The organism is Kosakonia sp. Marseille-Q7440, from assembly GCF_965119485.1.
In genome coordinates this window covers 2,307,458-2,323,844 of record NZ_CBCPLT010000001.1, presented here as the reverse complement: position 1 = coordinate 2,323,844, position 16,387 = coordinate 2,307,458, and the positions used below count along the sequence as shown (strand labels likewise).

Here is a 16,387-nt window from a genome sequence, read left to right as displayed (position 1 = left end):
TTCGGCAAGTAGCGGCAACCCGAGATGCAGTTATGAATAGTAGTGAAATAGAGCAACTGACAGATGAACTTATCGGAGTGGCAGTATTGTCACTTCTGAAAGATAACTCACCCATTAGCACACGTGCGCTGATTAACAGGCTGCGGTCGATGGAGGCCAGCGAGCAGGACAATCAGCGGCGGCAGATGCTGGGGCGGATTATTGCTGAAATCAGCAACAATAATTTTGCCTCGTTAAGGCGCGATAAGGGAAGCGAGCGCGATGAGTGGGATGAGCAGAGCAGGGATAACGTTTTCCAGCTGTTTGGCGACAACAGCGCCAGCAGTTCGAAAAAACATTAACAGACACGGTTATTATCACTAAAAAACGGGGTAAACGATGAGCCAGGTTTTGCTGGATTCACACGAATATGAAAATTTGCCTGATCTCTCGCTTGCTGAGTATTTTCGCAGCGGTGGCGAGACGCTCGCAGAGGAGTCTGTGGTACTGGGCGCGGCGATTCGTGGTGTTATGGCAGCCGGTGAACGTATTACCCATAAAGCCTTGATCCTGGAGTTGATCAAGATGATCGAGACCACAGAGGATGTGGTGAAAAGCGATATTGTACGCCACACCCTGGAAATCGTTGTACATCATACAACGGACGATATTTAACCGTACTGGCATCACCTGCTCTGACAGCAAATCCACGCTCCGGCGTGGATTTTTTTTTGCTATTACGCGAGCGATGAAATAGTGTCGACAGGCTCATAAACATGCCATCACGGAGGATAGTATGGCCAGTAAAGTAGTGCAGATTTACTTCGATTTTAACGGCCCGTTTGGCGATGAAATGTCGCAGCAGCTGATGGAGCTGGCCGAATCAATCAATCAGGAGCCGGGCTTTCTGTGGAAAGTGTGGACCGAAAATGCGCTCGCTCAGGAAGCGGGAGGAATCTATCTCTTCGACAGCGAAGCGAACGCGCAGCGCTATATGGATAAACATATGGAGCGGTTAAAACAGTTTGGTGCCACTAACATCACCGTCAAACTGTTTGACGTCAATGAGCCTCTGACAAGGCTAAATCACGGCCAGCTGGGGTAAATTTTGTTATGCGGTAGCGAGCCTTCATCGCGCTTGTTACCGCAATCTGCTTAATGAGCATAAAGTTTTCGATGCTCGTGCCGATGCTAATAGATAACCGCACCGCTGGTTTTAATCTACTTCTACAAGGAGTTGTAGCATGGCCGTCATCAATACCAATACGCTGTCACTCATCAACCAAAATAACCTTAATAAATCCCAGGCGGCGCAAAGCTCTGCAATTCAGCGTTTATCCTCCGGCCTGCGTATTAACAGCGCGAAAGATGACGCTGCGGGCCAGGCGATTGCCAACCGTTTCTCCTCCAGCATTAACGGCATGGGCGTGGCCGCAAGAAATGCCAACGATGCTATTTCGCTGGCACAAACGGCTGAAGGCGCATTAAGCGAAATAAATAACAACTTGCAGCGTATCCGCGATCTGGCCGTGCAGGCGCAAAATAGCACTAACTCTGCCTCCGATGTCGACTCTATTCAGTCGGAAGTGAATGAACGTATGGCCGAGATTAACCGCGTGACCCGCCAGACAGACTTTAACGGCATCAAAATTCTCGATAGCGGCTCTGGTTCGTTTGGTTACGGCTTCCAGGTGGGTGCTGATGATGGCGAAGAGATTGTTCTCACGATAGGTAGCAGCGATGACTATAACCTGGGGGCAAATTCCGGTTCGATTGGCGAAGTCTCTGGCGAATTTATTCACGGTAGCGCGCGTAGCGTAAAAGCAATGGGCTTTGATGTGCTCCATGGCACCGTCACCCCCTACAGCGGTGCGATACTCAATAATCCGCTTGCCGCCATTGACGATGCGATAAAAGCCGTCGATACCCAACGCAGTTCGCTCGGGGCATTTCAGAACCGCTTTGAATCGACCATAAACAACCTCAACCAGGCGGCGACCAGTCTCTCCGCTGCGCGCAGCCGAATAAATGACGCCGACTATGGTACGGAGGTCTCAAATATGAGCAGGGCGCAAATATTACAACAGGCGGGCTCGTCCGTGCTGGCGCAGGCCAACCAGGTGCCGCAGACCATGTTGTCGCTGCTGCGTTAATGACGTAGGGCCCGTTAGTTGAATGATAAAAAATCCACGCTTATGCGTGGATTTTTGGTTTGTGGCTAACGAGGCGTAAAGCTTGGGCAAAGCAGTAAACTAATCAGCCGCCAGCACCGAATCACGCAGCAGAAACGGGCTGGCAACCCGCGTGGTCTGCTTGTGTTCAGTGCCGTTAATAATATGCAGGGCGCTCAGGCGCCCTATCTCATAATGCGGGAGCTGCACCGTTGCAAGGGAAGGGAGGAACAGCTCGCCGATGCCCACCATGTTGTCGTAGCCAACCACTGCCACATCCTGCGGAATGCGCAGCCCCTGCGCGAGTAACGTTTGATACACCATAAACGCAATGCGGTCGTTACCGCAGATCACCGAATCGAACTGCGGCTTTTGCGCGTGGATATGTGCCAGCACCTGCGCCGGAATGTCACGATAATGCTCGTCACCCAGCGCCATATAGCGGTGGGTAAGGGTGTCCGGGTTGACCCCGGCTTCGCGGCAGGCACGCTCCAGCCCTTTACGCCGACGCGCGGTGGCAAGCAGCGGTTCGGGCAGATGCAGACAAAGGGGCTGGCGGTAACCCGCCTCCAGCACCGCTTTTACCGCGCTGTACTGGCCCTGTTCATCGTCGGGAATATAGCTGGCGACCTGATCGTGCAGGCTTTCGCAGTTGGCGAGCACGCAGGGAAGGGTGAGCAGCTTGGCGGGCAGCGGCACCTGGCGCAGCCCCATGGTGGTGTAGATAATGCCGTCGGGCCGGTGGGAGAGCAGCAGATCCACAATCGCATCCGGATTGTCGTCGGTGAACATATTCATCACGAAGCTGTTCCAGCCGTGCGCCCGCGCGGTCTCTTCAATCGATAAGGTAATTTCCACCGAGAAGGGCGTGGTGACGGTATCCAGCGCCAGCACGCCGATGGTTTTCGGCGAGGCGTGCGCGCCGCGGATCTTTTTCGCCGAGAGATCCGGGACATAATTGGTCTGCTCAATCGCCGCCTGCACCCGCGCCAGCGTCTCCGGCTTGAGGCGTTGCGGGCTGTTCAACGCGCGCGAGACCGTCATCAGCGAGACATTCGCCAGTTTTGCTACATCCTTCAGAGACGCCATATCTGTTACTCCATGCGGGCTTACTTGCGCAATCACTGCGGCCAGAGAGGGCGCTATCGTAACGTATTTGCGCTTTCGTCACAGGCGCGGAGTTTGATCTCCCTCTCACTCCTGTTATGTTAACGTTAACTCTTGTGATTAACATCATGAATCTCAGCAGAACCCCATGAGTGACGCACAATGTTAACGTTATCATCGCTGCACAACTCCAATATGAGACTGTCATGATGAAAGCCCATCACGCTCACAGCTACCCACTGCTCAGTGCCTTACTGTTCTTCTTTTTTGTCACCTGGTCCGCTTCCGGCTCGCTGCTCTCCATCTGGCTTCATCAGGAGGTGGGCTTAAAAGCGGGGGATACCGGGATCATTTACGCCGTGCTCTCCGTCTCCGCGCTGTTTGCGCAGATCTGTTATGGCTTTATTCAGGACAAGCTCGGCCTGCGCAAAAACCTGCTCTGGTATCTGACCGCTATGCTGGCGCTCTCCGGCCCGGCCTTTTTGCTATTTGGCTATCTGTTACAGATCAACATCCTGCTCGGCAGCGTGTTTGGCGGCATCTATATCGGCTTAACGTTTAACGGCGGCATCGGGGTGCTGGAGTCCTACACCGAGCGCGTTGCGCGCCAGAGCCAGTTTGAGTTTGGTAAAGCGCGGATGTGGGGATCCCTTGGCTGGGCGGTGGCGACCTTTTTTGCCGGTCTGCTGTTTAACATCAACCCGAAACTCAACTTCGCGGTGGCAAGCGCCTCCGGGCTGATCTTCTTTGTGCTGCTGGCGCGCTTAAAAGTCTCCTCTGCGCCGCACGCGATGCAGGAGGCAGTGAGCGGCGGGAAGGTAACTCTCGCCGATGCGCTGGGTTTACTGACGCTGCCGCGTTTCTGGGCGCTGGTGCTGTTCGTGATTGGCACCTGTATTTACGGCGTCTACGACCAGCAGTTCCCGGTCTATTTCTCGTCGCAGTTCCCGACGTTGCAGGAGGGCAACGCCATGTATGGCTACCTCAATTCGTTCCAGGTGTTTCTTGAAGCGGCGGGCATGTTCTGCGCGCCGTGGCTGGTAAACAGGATTGGCGCGAAAAACGGCCTGATTTTCGCGGGCATGGTGATGGCGATGCGCATGATCGCCTCCGGGCTGGTGGAGGGGCCGCTGCTTATCTCCATCACCAAACTGCTGCACGCCGTCGAGTTGCCGATCCTGCTGGTGGCGATCTTTAAGTACAACAGCCTGCACTTCGACAAACGCCTCTCTTCAACCCTCTACCTGGTAGGCTTCGCCTGCACCAGCTCGGTGATCGCCTCGGTGCTGTCGCCGCTGGCGGGCTACAGCTATGAGAAATATGGCTTTGCCCAGTCCTACCTGATCATGGGGCTGCTGGTCTTCGCCACCACCTTTATCTCCATCTTCCTGTTGCGTTCCGGTAAGTCATCTTCTGACCCGCTGATGCCGCAACCCTCCACCATTTAACCGAAAAGAGTAGCGACTATGACATATTTACTTGCCGGCGCTGAACAGGCGCTTGTGGCCAAACGAGACACCCTGAACCTGCGCTGGTATCCGCGCTACCACCTCGCGGCGCGCGCAGGCTGGATGAACGATCCGAACGGGCTGGCCTGGTTTGATGGCTGGTACCACGCCTTTTATCAGCATCACCCTTACTCCACGCAGTGGGGGCCGATGCACTGGGGGCATGCGCGCAGTAAAGATCTGCTGCACTGGGAGCATCTGCCGGTGGCGCTGGCCCCTGAAGGCCCGGCTGATAAAGATGGCTGCTTTTCCGGCTCGGCGGTGGTCGATGGCGACACGCTGGCGCTGATCTACACCGGGCATAAATTTCACGGCGATGCCACGGATGAGGCCAACCTTTATCAGGTGCAGTGTCTGGCCACCAGCCGCGACGGCATCCATTTTGAACGTCATGGGATGGTGCTGGATACGCCGCCCGGCCTGCACCATTTTCGCGATCCAAAAGTGTGGCGGGAAGGGGATGCGTGGTACATGGTCGTCGGCGCGCGCGACGGCGAAACGGGTCATGTTCGTCTTTACCGCTCCGACGATCTGCGCGAGTGGCAGGACGCCGGCGTGCTGGATGAGGCGGAAAAAGCGCTCGGCTTTATGTGGGAGTGCCCGGACTTTTTCACCCTTGGCGACAAACGGGTGCTGATGTTCTCGCCGCAAGGCATCGCGGCGCAGGGCTACAACAACCGTAATCTCTTCCAGAGCGGCTATATTCTCGGCCAGTGGCAGCCGGGCGAACCTTTTGTGCGCGAGAGCGAGTTTACCGAGCTGGATCACGGCCATGACTTTTATGCCCCGCAAAGCCTGCTGACCCCTGATGGGCGGCGGATTGTTATTGGCTGGCTGGATATGTGGGAATCGCCGCTGCCGGAGCAGCAGGATGGCTGGGCCGGGATGCTGTCGCTGCCGCGCGAAGTGACCCTGAGCGCGGATAATCGCGTGCAAATGCGTCCGGCAAGAGAGGTGGAAACCCTGCGCGGGGCGTGGATGCCGTGGCCGGTTACGCGGCTTGAGAATCAGCAAATCACGCTGCCGGAGAGCGGCGAAGCGCTGGAAGTACTTTTACGCTGGGAGTGCGCTAACAGCAGCGCGGAGCAGTATGGCGTCAGCCTCGGCGAGGGACTGCGCGTCTACGTTGATGCGCAGATGCAGCGCCTGGTGCTGGCGCGTCACTATCCGCAGTATGGGCTGTGCGGGATGCGCAGCGTGCCGGTTGATATCAACGCGTCGCTGGAGCTGCGTCTCTTCTTCGACAGCTCGTCAGTTGAGGTGTTTGTCAACGACGGTGAGGCGTGCCTCAGCAGCCGCATCTATCCTGACGCTGACAAGCGCACGCTCGCGCTGTTTGCGTGGAGCGGGTCGGCGCGCGTAATTGAAGCCGGGGCCTGGCCGCTGGCGTAAGAGAGCGAAAACGCCACGTCCGCGCGTGGAGTTTTTTAATGATGGGTATAAAGCGCTTCGCACAACGCCCTAACGCAAATTGTTTGACGTTAAGGTGAGAGTACTCAAGTGATTGATATATATCATTAGACGCCATACGATCGGCGGCGTAGAGTACCCACGGGATTATCTTGTTACAGCCCCCAAATCAGGGGGCTGTACGTATGAGCAAATTGTCGGGAAAGTATGCGCAGAGAATCATATTGATGCATGGCGCTGGGCACCTGCCGGAAACCATATTCTCCGCGAGAAATAACACGATCAGAAACCGCTGCTTCAATTAATCAGCGGCTTTTTTTGCAGAAATATTTCACTTATTAAGCGATTTCGAACACACAGCAAGACGTGAGTAAAAAACAGGTTAAAAAATAAAATGACAAATTATACGGATGTGGCGGTGAAAGAGCAGAATATCGGGCCCGGATTGTGCTTTTTACTGCTGTCAGCGGTTTGGGCTGGCGTATTTTTCCTGCCTGAAGCTATTATTTTTATTCTTCCCGGGATGATGGCTTTTGCACTGCTGTTTTTTATTTATTACCTGGCATCGGAAGGGCATCTTGCCGGTATGCTGCGTGGCATGGTTATCAGCTTCATTTTGATGGTTATCGCCGCGGCCATTCCGATTATTGGTTGGATAGTTCTTATCTGCTGGATTTTGTACAACATCGGCAAAGCGTTTGAAGGTATTAAGAATTTGCTGCCGGATGCTCTGCTGAGCGTAGTGCTTTGTGCCAGCCTCTTAATTCCTGTTATTTATCACCTTAATAATAGCGACAGCAATGTGTGGCTGACGGCAGGATGTGGCGTGGTCTACTTTATCGCGGCGGTGGTATCTGTCGGGCGTCTCAATGAACGTTCGGCTACGCCAAAACACACTTTTTTCCTCTTTTGTGTGATGTTGCTGTCTGTACCGATGATTATGCTGCTGATTGCCTCGATTTTCGCTTCGCTGCGCGCGGCTTTCAGGATGAGCCTGGTAAAAACCTCTGCAACACTGCCGCAATCCGTTAGCGGGTACACTACTGCACGAGGAACCGTCGTTGCAGACTATACGCGCAACGTTACCCAAACGGTGGTCACCTCGACGATCGTTCCTGGCGCCGGAGCCGTGGGCGCATCGCTAACCCGCTCACTGGCTGAAGTGAGCACGCCTGCGGATGAACAGCCTGTCTACCTGTTGAGCCATGAAACAGAGCAGCGCTACGCGACGAACAAAGATCATCACTTCTATCGCTACGATCAACTGAATGATAAAAAAATCGCTCATTTTATTCAGGCCGTTGCCGCAGCGGGGACATTACCGCCGCTTAAAAAAGATGATCTCCTTTTCTACTTTGATGAAACTGTGGCAGGAAAGGGCGATCGTGGCGTGGTGTTAACCGATGAGGCTATCTTCTGTTTACCTGGCATGTTTGAGGCTGAAGACAAATTCTTCACGCGCTTCAGCGATATTAAGAAGGTGACTTTTTCCGGTGCGTTGAATAAGCAGATTACGCTCTGGCTGAAAGAGGGAAAAAAACAAAAAATCACGCTGACGCAATCGAACGCCGGTGCGAAAAAACTCTTTGAAGTCATTGAACTGGCGATTGCCTGAGAGAACATAAAAAAACTCCACGCAACGGCGTGGAGTTTATGGTTTACCTGATACTGCAATCAGGTAGCGTAGAAAAACCCCCTTTATTGATAAGTTATTAAACGAGCAGTTATGAATAACTTTCCCCGCGTGGCTTCGCATAGTCGTTTGATTTTACCTGGTCCATATCAACTATTAAAAAACGCTTTTCCCCGCTGAATCGCAGCGCATCTGGCTGCTTTTTATTAACTGCATCACAAAACCTTAAAAAATCTCCGCAAAACTGAAACCGGGCCCGCTCGCATCCCACTCAACGCTATCGTTGCGGGGTGAGCTACTCATTTCGCAAGTCATCAACTGACCGGTTGCTGATAACCGGCACAACCTGGCGGAGTGAGAATAATGGAGATAAACAGAAGTCACGGGCGCACACCTACACCTGGGCATGAGGATATTGCCCTGCGTTCACGTACTGCCGCGTCGACCAGCGCCGCTGCGGGCGTAGATCCTACACAAGCAGCCCGGCTACAGGAGATCGCGCGTATTGAGCGCACCCTGGAAACTGAATCTGTCGGTGGAGCAGAGGTCCGCGAACACATGCATGGTGTCGCGGTAAGGCTGGCTGAGATGGGAGAAACTGCAGATGATGTTGCAACAGTTATTCAAAACGCTCGCAAGAATGATAAAGGAACATCCGCATTAGCCGAGGCCGCCATGGGGTTAGCCTATGGGCTTTCTGGCATGCCCGGCGACCTGGCGGGTAAGGCGCTGGCGCAAAAACTGAATCTGGAACCCGGTACGCCGGGACACGATTTTGTTACTGGCCTGACCGGGGGGCTCACGGCGGTCGCTTTTAAGGCCGTCGTCTCCAAACTTGTCGATAACAGCCTCAAAGACGGGAAATGGATGCAGGCTGATAAAGAGGCACTCGAACCATTTATGCAGGAGGTGATGAAAAGGCACGAATCCACAGGGCATAAAGTGAAAAATGCGGCACTGGGAGGGTCAGGGTATAACATGCGCAACCCGGTGACCGCAGCGATTTCAGCCGGTACGCAGAAACTCGCGGAAAACGCGCCGAGCACGAAACCGGTGGAGATACTCAAAGGGATCGGTAAACCAGGGTATCTCATCAATCAGGGGGCGGGTCTGCTCTTAACAACCGGGGCCGGAGCGGCGAGCGGCGTGGTGCAGAACCAGTTCGACCATTTGCACGGTGCGGAGTATCTGTTTGGCCGCCATGACTGGCAGGAGCGTTACATGGCATTAGCCAGCGGGCGTAAGCATAGCGCTGAAGGTGGCCGGTTTGATGCCCTGAAGAATAACCTCAGCACGCCAAAAAATTGGGGTAAAGCCGTGCTCAATCTTGTCGCGCTTTCCCAGCTCGTGGAAGGCTTTGCGTTGGGAGGTGGGCTGGGGCTGGCAAATATGTCGAAAAGCGCAGCGAGTAAGGCTATGGCGTCGTCTATGTCTAAAGGACTGGGCAGTGTTAACGATGTCATGAAAAATTCGACTAACCGCGCCATTCGCGAACTCGCAGGCCAGGGCGCTTACCTTCCGGTGGCGGCGGTGGCCTATTTTTCACAAGGGGCGGCGGCAATCGCCTATGACGCGATGAAAAAAGCGACGAAAAACGCACTTGGGCTAGGTGACGGAAGCAGCACAAGTTCATCATCATCATCTACCAACACGGATACAACCGACGGCAGCGCCCATTTAACTTCAGGGGAAAGAACTCCGGAAGGCACCTCAGCGTCAGTCTCTGGCACCGAGGCAAGAGCTTCTACAGCATCGCCAGCGTCAGAGGCTGGCACCGAGGCAAGGGCTTCTACAGCATCGCCAGCACCAGAGGCTGGCACCGAGGCAAGGGCTTCTACAGAATCGCCAGCGCCAGAGGCTGGCACTGAGGCAAGAGCCTCTACAGAACCGCCAGCGCCAGAGGCTGGCACTGAGGCAAGGGCTTCTACAGAATCGCCAGCGCCAGAGGCGGGCACTGAGGCAAGGGCTTCTACAGCATCGCCCGCGCCAGAGGCTGGCACCGGGGCAAGAGCTTCTACAGAAACGCCAGCGGCAATTGCTGGTACCCGGACGAAAACGCCGTCAGAAGCAAGCAAGCCGGACAGCGCCAGCGTGCATTCCAAAGCCTCTGGCGCGCTGCCTAAGACCCCGTCTGAGTATTTACATGCGTTGCTTGAGGAGATGGATCCCCAGGAATTGGTGCGCGCCTTCCCGGAGCGGGAGGACATCCTGACCCCACATCCTGAGAGAATAACCCCGGCTATGTTTGCAGCCATTATTGAACACCTTGAGGCTGAAGCAGAGAAGATGAGCGAGCGTATCGCCGAGATGATCCCGCTGCCGGACTCCTTACCGACATCATCTGCGTCATCAGTGGCATCCGGGCCATCGGCGTCATCAGAAGCCGCAGCGCCAGCAGGATCGCCAGAGCCTGAAGCAGCGAAATCGCCAGAAGCCGCAGTACCAGCAGGATCGCCAGCGCCTGAAGAGGCGAAAAAAGCCTCCTGATACCCCCTCTTAAAAGCCGCAGCTATGCGGCTTTTTTTCGCCTGAATTTTCGCTGCAGCACGCTCTGCCCGGAACCCGCGCCTCGCGCTTTCCACTCAATCATACCCCGGTCATACCGGGAGGGATGCGTCAGGTTGACTGGCGCTAATGATGACCCTTTGTTGAGAGGACAGAAGGATGAATATCTCGTCAGGTTCGGTTTTCGGGCCGATACAGCCGCAAATGCCTGATTTTAGCGCGCTCAATGAAAAAAACTTTGCCTCGTTCAGCCCGACAGATTTTGCTGGCGGCAGCCAGGCGATTAACTTTGGCAATGATGCCATGAGCGGCACGGATTTCAGTAGCCTCACCGCCACGTCCGACAGTGAGAGCAATATGGATCCGATGCAGATGCAGGGCCTAATGCAGCAGTTGGGCCCGCAAATACAAGCATTACTGCAACTGTTGATGATGCTGCAGCAGCTCTTCTCCGGTCAGCAGCAAAATAACAGCGCAGGAGCAGGAGCAGGAGCAGGAGCAGGTAGCGGCGGCGGGGCAGGGATGCCGGGCGGCTCAGCAGAAGAGGGAGCTGCGCCCGCCGCACCGGTGAACGCCGCCGTGCAGCAGCCTGTTGAACAGCCTGCCGCCGCCTCTGCGCAACAGCCGGGCAGTGCGGCACAACCGGGCTCTCCCTCCAGTGCTGCCCTGAACACACCTGCCCAGCAGACACCGACATCCGGCGGGGTTCCGCTGATAAAAGGCGAGTCGGGACTGCATTTACCTGCGCCGCTACTCGATCATGAGAAGGCGATAATGCATGCCGCCAGAGAGACCGACCAACCGCCTGAAGTGCTGGCGGGGCAAATCTGGCAGGAGTCACGCGGGAAAATCGATGCGACCACCGTTAACGGCGGTAATGGGCTTTCCGACAGCGGCCTGATGCAGGTCAATTCGAACACCTTCGCCGATCTGCAAAGCAGATACCCGCATCTGCTGGGATCCGATGCCAGCCCGTCCAACCCTAAAGACAGCATTATGGCCGGTGCGCTCTATTTGAAAGAGCAGCGGCAGGCGTTTGGTGGCGATCTCGGTGCCGGGCTGCGGGCCTATAACTCAGGGCCGGGGAATGTGAACGTCAACGATCTGACAGATATCTCGAAAACCGGTACCGGCGATGCAACCTATGTCGGGAAAGTGCTCAATTTTGCCGACGTTATCTCCAGCGGCAAAGGTACGTTACCTGCATAGCAGGCAAAAAAAGTCCCTGTACCAGGTACAGGGACAAACATCAGCAAGGTAATAAATCAGGCAAACGGCGGCGGTTCGTTCTTCCCTTTCCCTCCGGCATTCTCCACCGCAATCTGCACGGTGTCGGTAGCGGCCGTAATGCCCCAGCCAATCGGCCCGCGCGCCACGCTCATGCCACCCTCGGCCAGTCCTTTCAGGCCACCGGTAAAGACTTCGCCCAGGTTGCGGGCCTCGCCAATGTTGTTGAAGAAAGGCGCAGCAACAGATTTGAGAATCGGGATATTCGACAATATCTTGCCGAATTCACCCATGCCCCACTGGAAGTTGTCCTTATTGGTACCATCCTTACGCACGTGCGTATCATTGGTTTGCGGCAGCTGTTTATTCTCCGGCAGCATCTTCAGCCCCTGTTCGGCGATATCCTTCAGTACGCCCGCCTCGGTGCCGTGACGCGCGTCGCCATCCTTAGTGATGCCCTCTATTTTATCGTTAGCAGAGATCTCCTTACGCTCGCTGCCATCGCGGGCATTAAGGGCTTTGATGCTGTTTAACACGCAGGCCATGTTGTACGCCGCATCAGCACGACTCTTCGGATCTTTATTGGCATCCGTCCAGTCGCCGAAGCGCTCTTTTAACTGCTCGCGCTTGATATCTTTCTGATTGCCGAGGTTTTTCAGCACCGGGTTTTCATCAACGATCTGCTCGGCGCTGCGGTTATCTCCCGGCGGACGGCCCTTCAGGTTCTCTTCCGTCGGCCTGACGCTGGTGTCTTTCTCGCTGGTCCGCACGCCATCGCCCGTTGCCTGCGGCGCTTCTTCACCTGCGGTTTCGCTGGTAAATAACGCTTCGGGCATCGTTTCCTCATTGGCGGCGGGATCAACAAGCGCACCCAATCCAACCTGCTTTAACAGCTGATCGAACTGTTGGGTCGGATCGCCCAGGCCCGCCAGCGGCGTTCCGCTGGTTCCGGAGTAGCAGATCGGCAGATCGTTACCCAGACCCGGCAAGGAAGATCCGGGCAGGGGAGTGGTTAATGGCAGGTTACCCGGCAGTTGCCCGCCGGGTGAAAAAGCGGGGGTGATCCCCCCCGCGCCAGGTACTTGCATAACCATATAAGCCCCCCTGAATTAGAGCTGCGTATTCTTCTGGGAAGATTGCCCCTGACCGCCGCCCAACAGACCCTGCAACAGTGACGTCAGCCCTAACAGCGACAGCAGGTTTTGCATCATTCCGCCCTGCTGACCACTACCGTCAGCCGCTCCCTGAGCAGGTGCCTGCGGTGCATTACCGCTCTGCTCTCCGCTCCCGGCCCCTTTGCCTTTATCGAGGCCCATCAGTTGCTGAAGCAGTTGCTGGAGCATCTGCATCAGCTGCTCAAGCGGGTTACCGCTCTTATTCGCGCCCTGAGAAGGCGCAGGGGTCGTCGGCTGTTCCGGCTGCTGCGCCTTATTACCGCCGCCCAACAGCTGTTGCAGGCCTAACAGCATCATAAGCTGCTGCATTAAGCCACCGCCCGGCAGGGAGTTGCTGCCGCTCGCAGGCGCATTTGCACCATTTGACTGGCCGTTACTTTGGCTTCCGCCGAGGCCGCCAAGCCCGGTCAGCGACGCGAGCGTACTCAGGCCACCAAAGGCGTTACTGGCAAAAGAGAGCGGGCCCATTTTCGAATTATTGAGGAAAGATAACGGCGAGGACTTGCCTGGCTGGTCGGGCAGGTCTGGTTTACCTGACGGCGTGCCCCCCGGTTTGCCTGGCATATTCGCCGGCGGGAAATCGGCTCTGTTTGCGTTTGTTGCTCCACCACCAAATCCTGGAATCTTCATAAATGTGTTCCTCAGAGTTAATAAGTCAGCGATTGGTTGGGCAGCAGCAGTAGCGGTAACATTTTGCAATCCTAATTCATGCTGATTGCACAATTTTACCTTTCGGGCTGATGCTACCTCGCACTGTGAGTGGTGATTGTTGCTGGGTAGTTCCGCCTGAAAATTTGCGTTTGTGACGCGGATTCCGAGTTTTGAAACTTATCGTCACCGCCGTGCATTCTTCAATGTTTTGTTTTTCCAACTCTTTTTTCAAATCCTGTAAGGAGATCCTTACCTGGTGAGCGGCTATCCCTACAAAATAATAATCCTGGACTGATAGCGGGGATTACGTGATTGAGTGAGAGTGAGGCCGCTGTAAATTTGTAATTCTTTACATCAGGCTCAACTTCCAAAAAATCCACAAGCGCTGAATTACCCGCGCGTCCCGTGCAAGGCGCGCTTACGTGAAGCTAATGGAGAATGTATGGTTCGTCTTACCAGGACAGAGTTAATCCAGGGGACTGCAGATGAGGGGAGTGCGGATAACGTTTTACGCCAGGTTGACTCCCGCCCACGCGCGGCGGCGGGTTATCCGGAACCTGTGACCGATATCCATGCCCATCTGTATAAGATTTTAAATACGATTGCACCGTTAAAAATTGATGTCTTGATCGAGGGGGAGACGGGTACCGGGAAAGATGCACTGGCCCGGCGGTTGTATCAACTTTCCGGCTGTCGCGGCCCGATGGTGGCGGTTAACTGTGCGGCCATCCCGGAGACACTGGCCGAAAGCGAGCTGTTCGGGGTGATGGCCGGGGCGTTTACCGGCGCGAGCACTTCCCGCGCGGGCTATATTGAGAGCGCCAATCATGGCGTGCTATTTCTGGATGAAATAGACAGTATGCCGCTCACGGTGCAGGCCAAGCTGCTGCGCGTGCTGGAGAACCGCGCGGTGGAGCGACTCGGCAGCACCAAAAGTATTGAACTCGATCTGCGCGTGGTCGCCGCCTCGCAAATTCCGCTCTCGCAGCTGGTGGCGCAGGGGCGTTTTCGCCGCGATCTCTTCTTTCGCCTCGATACGATTAAACTTGCCACGCCAACCGTGCGATCGCGGCCGGAGCTGATTCTGCCGATGTTTCGCCGCTTTACCCAGGAGGCGGCGCTGCGCCTGAATCAGCCGCTGCCGCCGGGCTCGCCCGTGCTGGATGAAACCCTGCTGCTGCATAGCTGGCCGGGGAATATCCGCGAACTGAAAGCGGCGGCGGAACGCTTTGTGCTGGGCTTACCGCCGCTGTGCTGTGAGATAAAGCAGGAGGGGCGCGGGCTATTAAAAGAGCGACTGCGGCGCATTGAGCGCAGCCTGATCCACGACTGCCTGAAACGGCACGGTAATCGTATTGATGACGTTATTCTTGAGTTAGGGATCCCCAGGCGCACCCTCTATCACCGCCTGAAGCTGTTAAAACTTACCGCCTGACATGTCGCCCGCCCCTCTCGCGGTGGGCCAGACGGCGTTTTCTGCATAAATTTTTTCTTTGCGATGGAACCAGGTGGCTTCGTTTATCACTTAATGAACGCAACACCCAAATACAACCCATCATTAACGCGAGGAATTACTATGTCAGGTGCTAGCTTACTTGCCAACGGGATCACCAACGCCGCCTCTGCTTACACTCAGGTTGCCGGTGCCTATAGTGGTGCGAAATATATGGTTCGATCGCAACAGGCGATGGACAGAATGCAGGAAAACCAGGCCGATAAAATGGATCGCGATGTAGAGTTCCAGCGCATTAACGGCATCGCCGAAAGTAATGCGCAGGCCGCATCTGCCGCAGCCCAGGTCAAAATTCAGTACTAATCGACTCCGGCAGGGAGACGTTATTCACGACTCCCTGCTCACTCACCTACAGGAGTTTTGCTGATGAAAGTCTCTCAATCTCCCTCGCTTACTTCCGAACCGGTACCGTCAGTCGAAATCTACGATGAAGCCCCGTCGGCGGAAGATATTCAATGGTTTAATGCCCGGCTTAATGGCCCTGCGCCTGAGAGCAGCACGTCGGCTTCTTCAGAGCCGGGCGTGGTCGGCAATGTTCTGCAATCCCTTAGCGGCAACCAGCGTGCGCAAAAAGATGCCTTTCACGATCTGAGAGTCGCTTCGCGATCCTCCAGTGCGGAGGATTTCTCCCGCGCCAATGCGCAGCTGTCCAATTACTACATCGAGAGCCTGATGAACGCCAAAGTGATCGCCAAAACCGTTCAGTCAGTCGACAAACTCAGCAACCTGCAGTGAATCCTATGAATGGCTCTGTCATTAAATGCCTCTGCGCCCTGTGGCTGGCGCTGCTGCTTACCGGCTGCGGTGACCAGACTCAGTTGCACAGTGGGCTTTCGGAAAACGATGCCAACGATGTGGTGGCAGAACTGAGCCGCTTTAAGATCGAGGCGGAAAAACAGGTCTCCAAAGAGGGCGTGAGTGTCAGCGTTGCGCGCGGTGATATCGAGCGGGCGGTGAATATTCTCAATGCCGCCGGGCTGCCGCATCAGGCGCGGACCAACCTCGGCGCGGTTTTTCAGAAAAGCGGCGTTATCTCCAGCCCGCTGGAGGAGCGCGCCCGCTATATCTATGCCCTGTCGCAGGAGGTAGAAGCGACACTGTCACAAATTGATGGCGTCGTGGTGGCGCGCGTGCATGTGGTACTGCCGGAGCGTATCGCCCCCGGCGAGCCGGTACAGCCCGCTTCCGCCTCGGTATTTATCAAGTATCACGAAAACCTCGATCCGGACAGTATCGAGCCGCGCATTCGTCGGCTGGTGGCCACCAGTATTCCGGGGCTGGGCGGGCGCGATGACCGCGATCTGGCGATCGTCTTTGTCCCGGCGAAAGCCTGGCAAGACAGAGTTGAAATGGTGCAACTGGGGCCGTTTCAGCTGACCCCGGAGCGTTACGGCATGGTCAAAATAGTGACAACCTGCTTAGGGGGGCTGCTGTTGTTACTGGTGGCAAACGCATTTATTCGACAGGCACTCAATCGCAAGCGCCTGGCTGCACAGGCGAAGTGACGC

The 16,387-nt window shown here is 55.6% G+C and carries 16 protein-coding genes; 13 read left to right on the top strand and 3 right to left on the bottom strand.

What is annotated here, in order from left to right; all coding sequences use genetic code 11:
* Nucleotides 1-149 precede the first annotated feature (149 nt).
* From ACWPW2_RS10780 to ACWPW2_RS10765, 4 genes are all read left to right on the top strand, one after another.
* Nucleotides 150-341 (top strand): hypothetical protein, encoded by a 192-nt coding sequence (locus ACWPW2_RS10780; RefSeq protein ID WP_051372085.1) that lies wholly within the window; start codon nt 150-152, stop codon nt 339-341.
* Between the two features lie 37 nt (nt 342-378).
* Nucleotides 379-654 (top strand): biofilm development regulator YmgB/AriR family protein, encoded by a 276-nt coding sequence (locus tag ACWPW2_RS10775; RefSeq protein WP_023478767.1) that lies wholly within the window; start codon nt 379-381, stop codon nt 652-654.
* Nucleotides 655-775: 121 nt separating this feature from the next.
* Nucleotides 776-1,084, top strand: a complete 309-nt coding sequence (locus ACWPW2_RS10770; RefSeq protein ID WP_454122929.1) for a monooxygenase — start codon at nt 776-778, stop codon at nt 1,082-1,084.
* A 139-nt stretch (nt 1,085-1,223) separates the two neighbouring features.
* Entirely contained in the window at nt 1,224-2,132 is a 909-nt protein-coding gene (locus tag ACWPW2_RS10765) for a flagellin N-terminal helical domain-containing protein (RefSeq protein WP_454122927.1), read from the top strand.
* Between the two features lie 99 nt (nt 2,133-2,231).
* On the opposite strand, the gene ACWPW2_RS10760 is transcribed toward ACWPW2_RS10765, so the two are convergent.
* Nucleotides 2,232-3,239 (bottom strand): LacI family DNA-binding transcriptional regulator, encoded by a 1,008-nt coding sequence (locus ACWPW2_RS10760; protein ID WP_454122925.1) that lies wholly within the window; start codon nt 3,237-3,239, stop codon nt 2,232-2,234.
* A gap of 224 nt (nt 3,240-3,463) precedes the next feature.
* On the opposite strand from ACWPW2_RS10760, the gene ACWPW2_RS10755 reads away from it, so the two are divergent.
* The 5 genes from ACWPW2_RS10755 to ACWPW2_RS10735 all read left to right on the top strand — a co-directional run bounded on the left by ACWPW2_RS10755 (nt 3,464) and on the right by ACWPW2_RS10735 (nt 11,522).
* Nucleotides 3,464-4,705 (top strand): MFS transporter, encoded by a 1,242-nt coding sequence (locus tag ACWPW2_RS10755; protein ID WP_023478711.1) that lies wholly within the window; start codon nt 3,464-3,466, stop codon nt 4,703-4,705.
* Between the two features lie 18 nt (nt 4,706-4,723).
* Nucleotides 4,724-6,157 carry a glycoside hydrolase family 32 protein gene (locus tag ACWPW2_RS10750; protein WP_454122923.1) on the top strand — a complete coding sequence of 478 codons (1,434 nt, stop codon included), beginning with the start codon at nt 4,724-4,726 and terminating at the stop codon, nt 6,155-6,157.
* Nucleotides 6,158-6,593: 436 nt separating this feature from the next.
* Nucleotides 6,594-7,790 carry a hypothetical protein gene (locus ACWPW2_RS10745; RefSeq protein ID WP_454122921.1) on the top strand — a complete coding sequence of 399 codons (1,197 nt, stop codon included), beginning with the start codon at nt 6,594-6,596 and terminating at the stop codon, nt 7,788-7,790.
* 381 nt (nt 7,791-8,171) lie between these two features.
* Complete coding sequence (locus ACWPW2_RS10740) at nt 8,172-10,295, top strand: hypothetical protein (protein WP_454122919.1); 2,124 nt, start codon at nt 8,172-8,174, stop codon at nt 10,293-10,295.
* Nucleotides 10,296-10,472: 177 nt separating this feature from the next.
* Nucleotides 10,473-11,522: a transglycosylase SLT domain-containing protein gene (locus ACWPW2_RS10735; RefSeq protein ID WP_454122917.1), complete on the top strand. Its 1,050-nt coding sequence runs from the start codon at nt 10,473-10,475 to the stop codon at nt 11,520-11,522.
* 56 nt (nt 11,523-11,578) lie between these two features.
* On the opposite strand, the gene ACWPW2_RS10730 is transcribed toward ACWPW2_RS10735, so the two are convergent.
* Both ACWPW2_RS10730 and ACWPW2_RS10725 read right to left on the bottom strand, forming a co-directional pair.
* Nucleotides 11,579-12,634, bottom strand: a complete 1,056-nt coding sequence (locus tag ACWPW2_RS10730; protein ID WP_454122915.1) for a hypothetical protein — start codon at nt 12,632-12,634, stop codon at nt 11,579-11,581.
* A gap of 15 nt (nt 12,635-12,649) precedes the next feature.
* Nucleotides 12,650-13,345 (bottom strand): hypothetical protein, encoded by a 696-nt coding sequence (locus ACWPW2_RS10725; RefSeq protein ID WP_454122913.1) that lies wholly within the window; start codon nt 13,343-13,345, stop codon nt 12,650-12,652.
* A gap of 463 nt (nt 13,346-13,808) precedes the next feature.
* Here ACWPW2_RS10725 and ACWPW2_RS10720 point away from each other — a divergent pair, with 463 nt between their 5' ends.
* The 4 genes from ACWPW2_RS10720 to sctJ all read left to right on the top strand — a co-directional run bounded on the left by ACWPW2_RS10720 (nt 13,809) and on the right by sctJ (nt 16,384).
* On the top strand, nt 13,809-14,801 hold the full coding sequence (locus ACWPW2_RS10720; protein WP_454122911.1) for a sigma 54-interacting transcriptional regulator: 993 nt from the start codon (nt 13,809-13,811) through the stop codon (nt 14,799-14,801).
* Between the two features lie 141 nt (nt 14,802-14,942).
* Nucleotides 14,943-15,182 (top strand): hypothetical protein, encoded by a 240-nt coding sequence (locus tag ACWPW2_RS10715; RefSeq protein WP_023478588.1) that lies wholly within the window; start codon nt 14,943-14,945, stop codon nt 15,180-15,182.
* A gap of 63 nt (nt 15,183-15,245) precedes the next feature.
* Complete coding sequence (locus ACWPW2_RS10710) at nt 15,246-15,614, top strand: EscI/YscI/HrpB family type III secretion system inner rod protein (RefSeq protein ID WP_023478658.1); 369 nt, start codon at nt 15,246-15,248, stop codon at nt 15,612-15,614.
* A 5-nt stretch (nt 15,615-15,619) separates the two neighbouring features.
* Nucleotides 15,620-16,384, top strand: a complete 765-nt coding sequence (sctJ, locus tag ACWPW2_RS10705; protein ID WP_454122908.1) for a type III secretion system inner membrane ring lipoprotein SctJ — start codon at nt 15,620-15,622, stop codon at nt 16,382-16,384.
* Nucleotides 16,385-16,387: the final 3 nt, after the last annotated feature.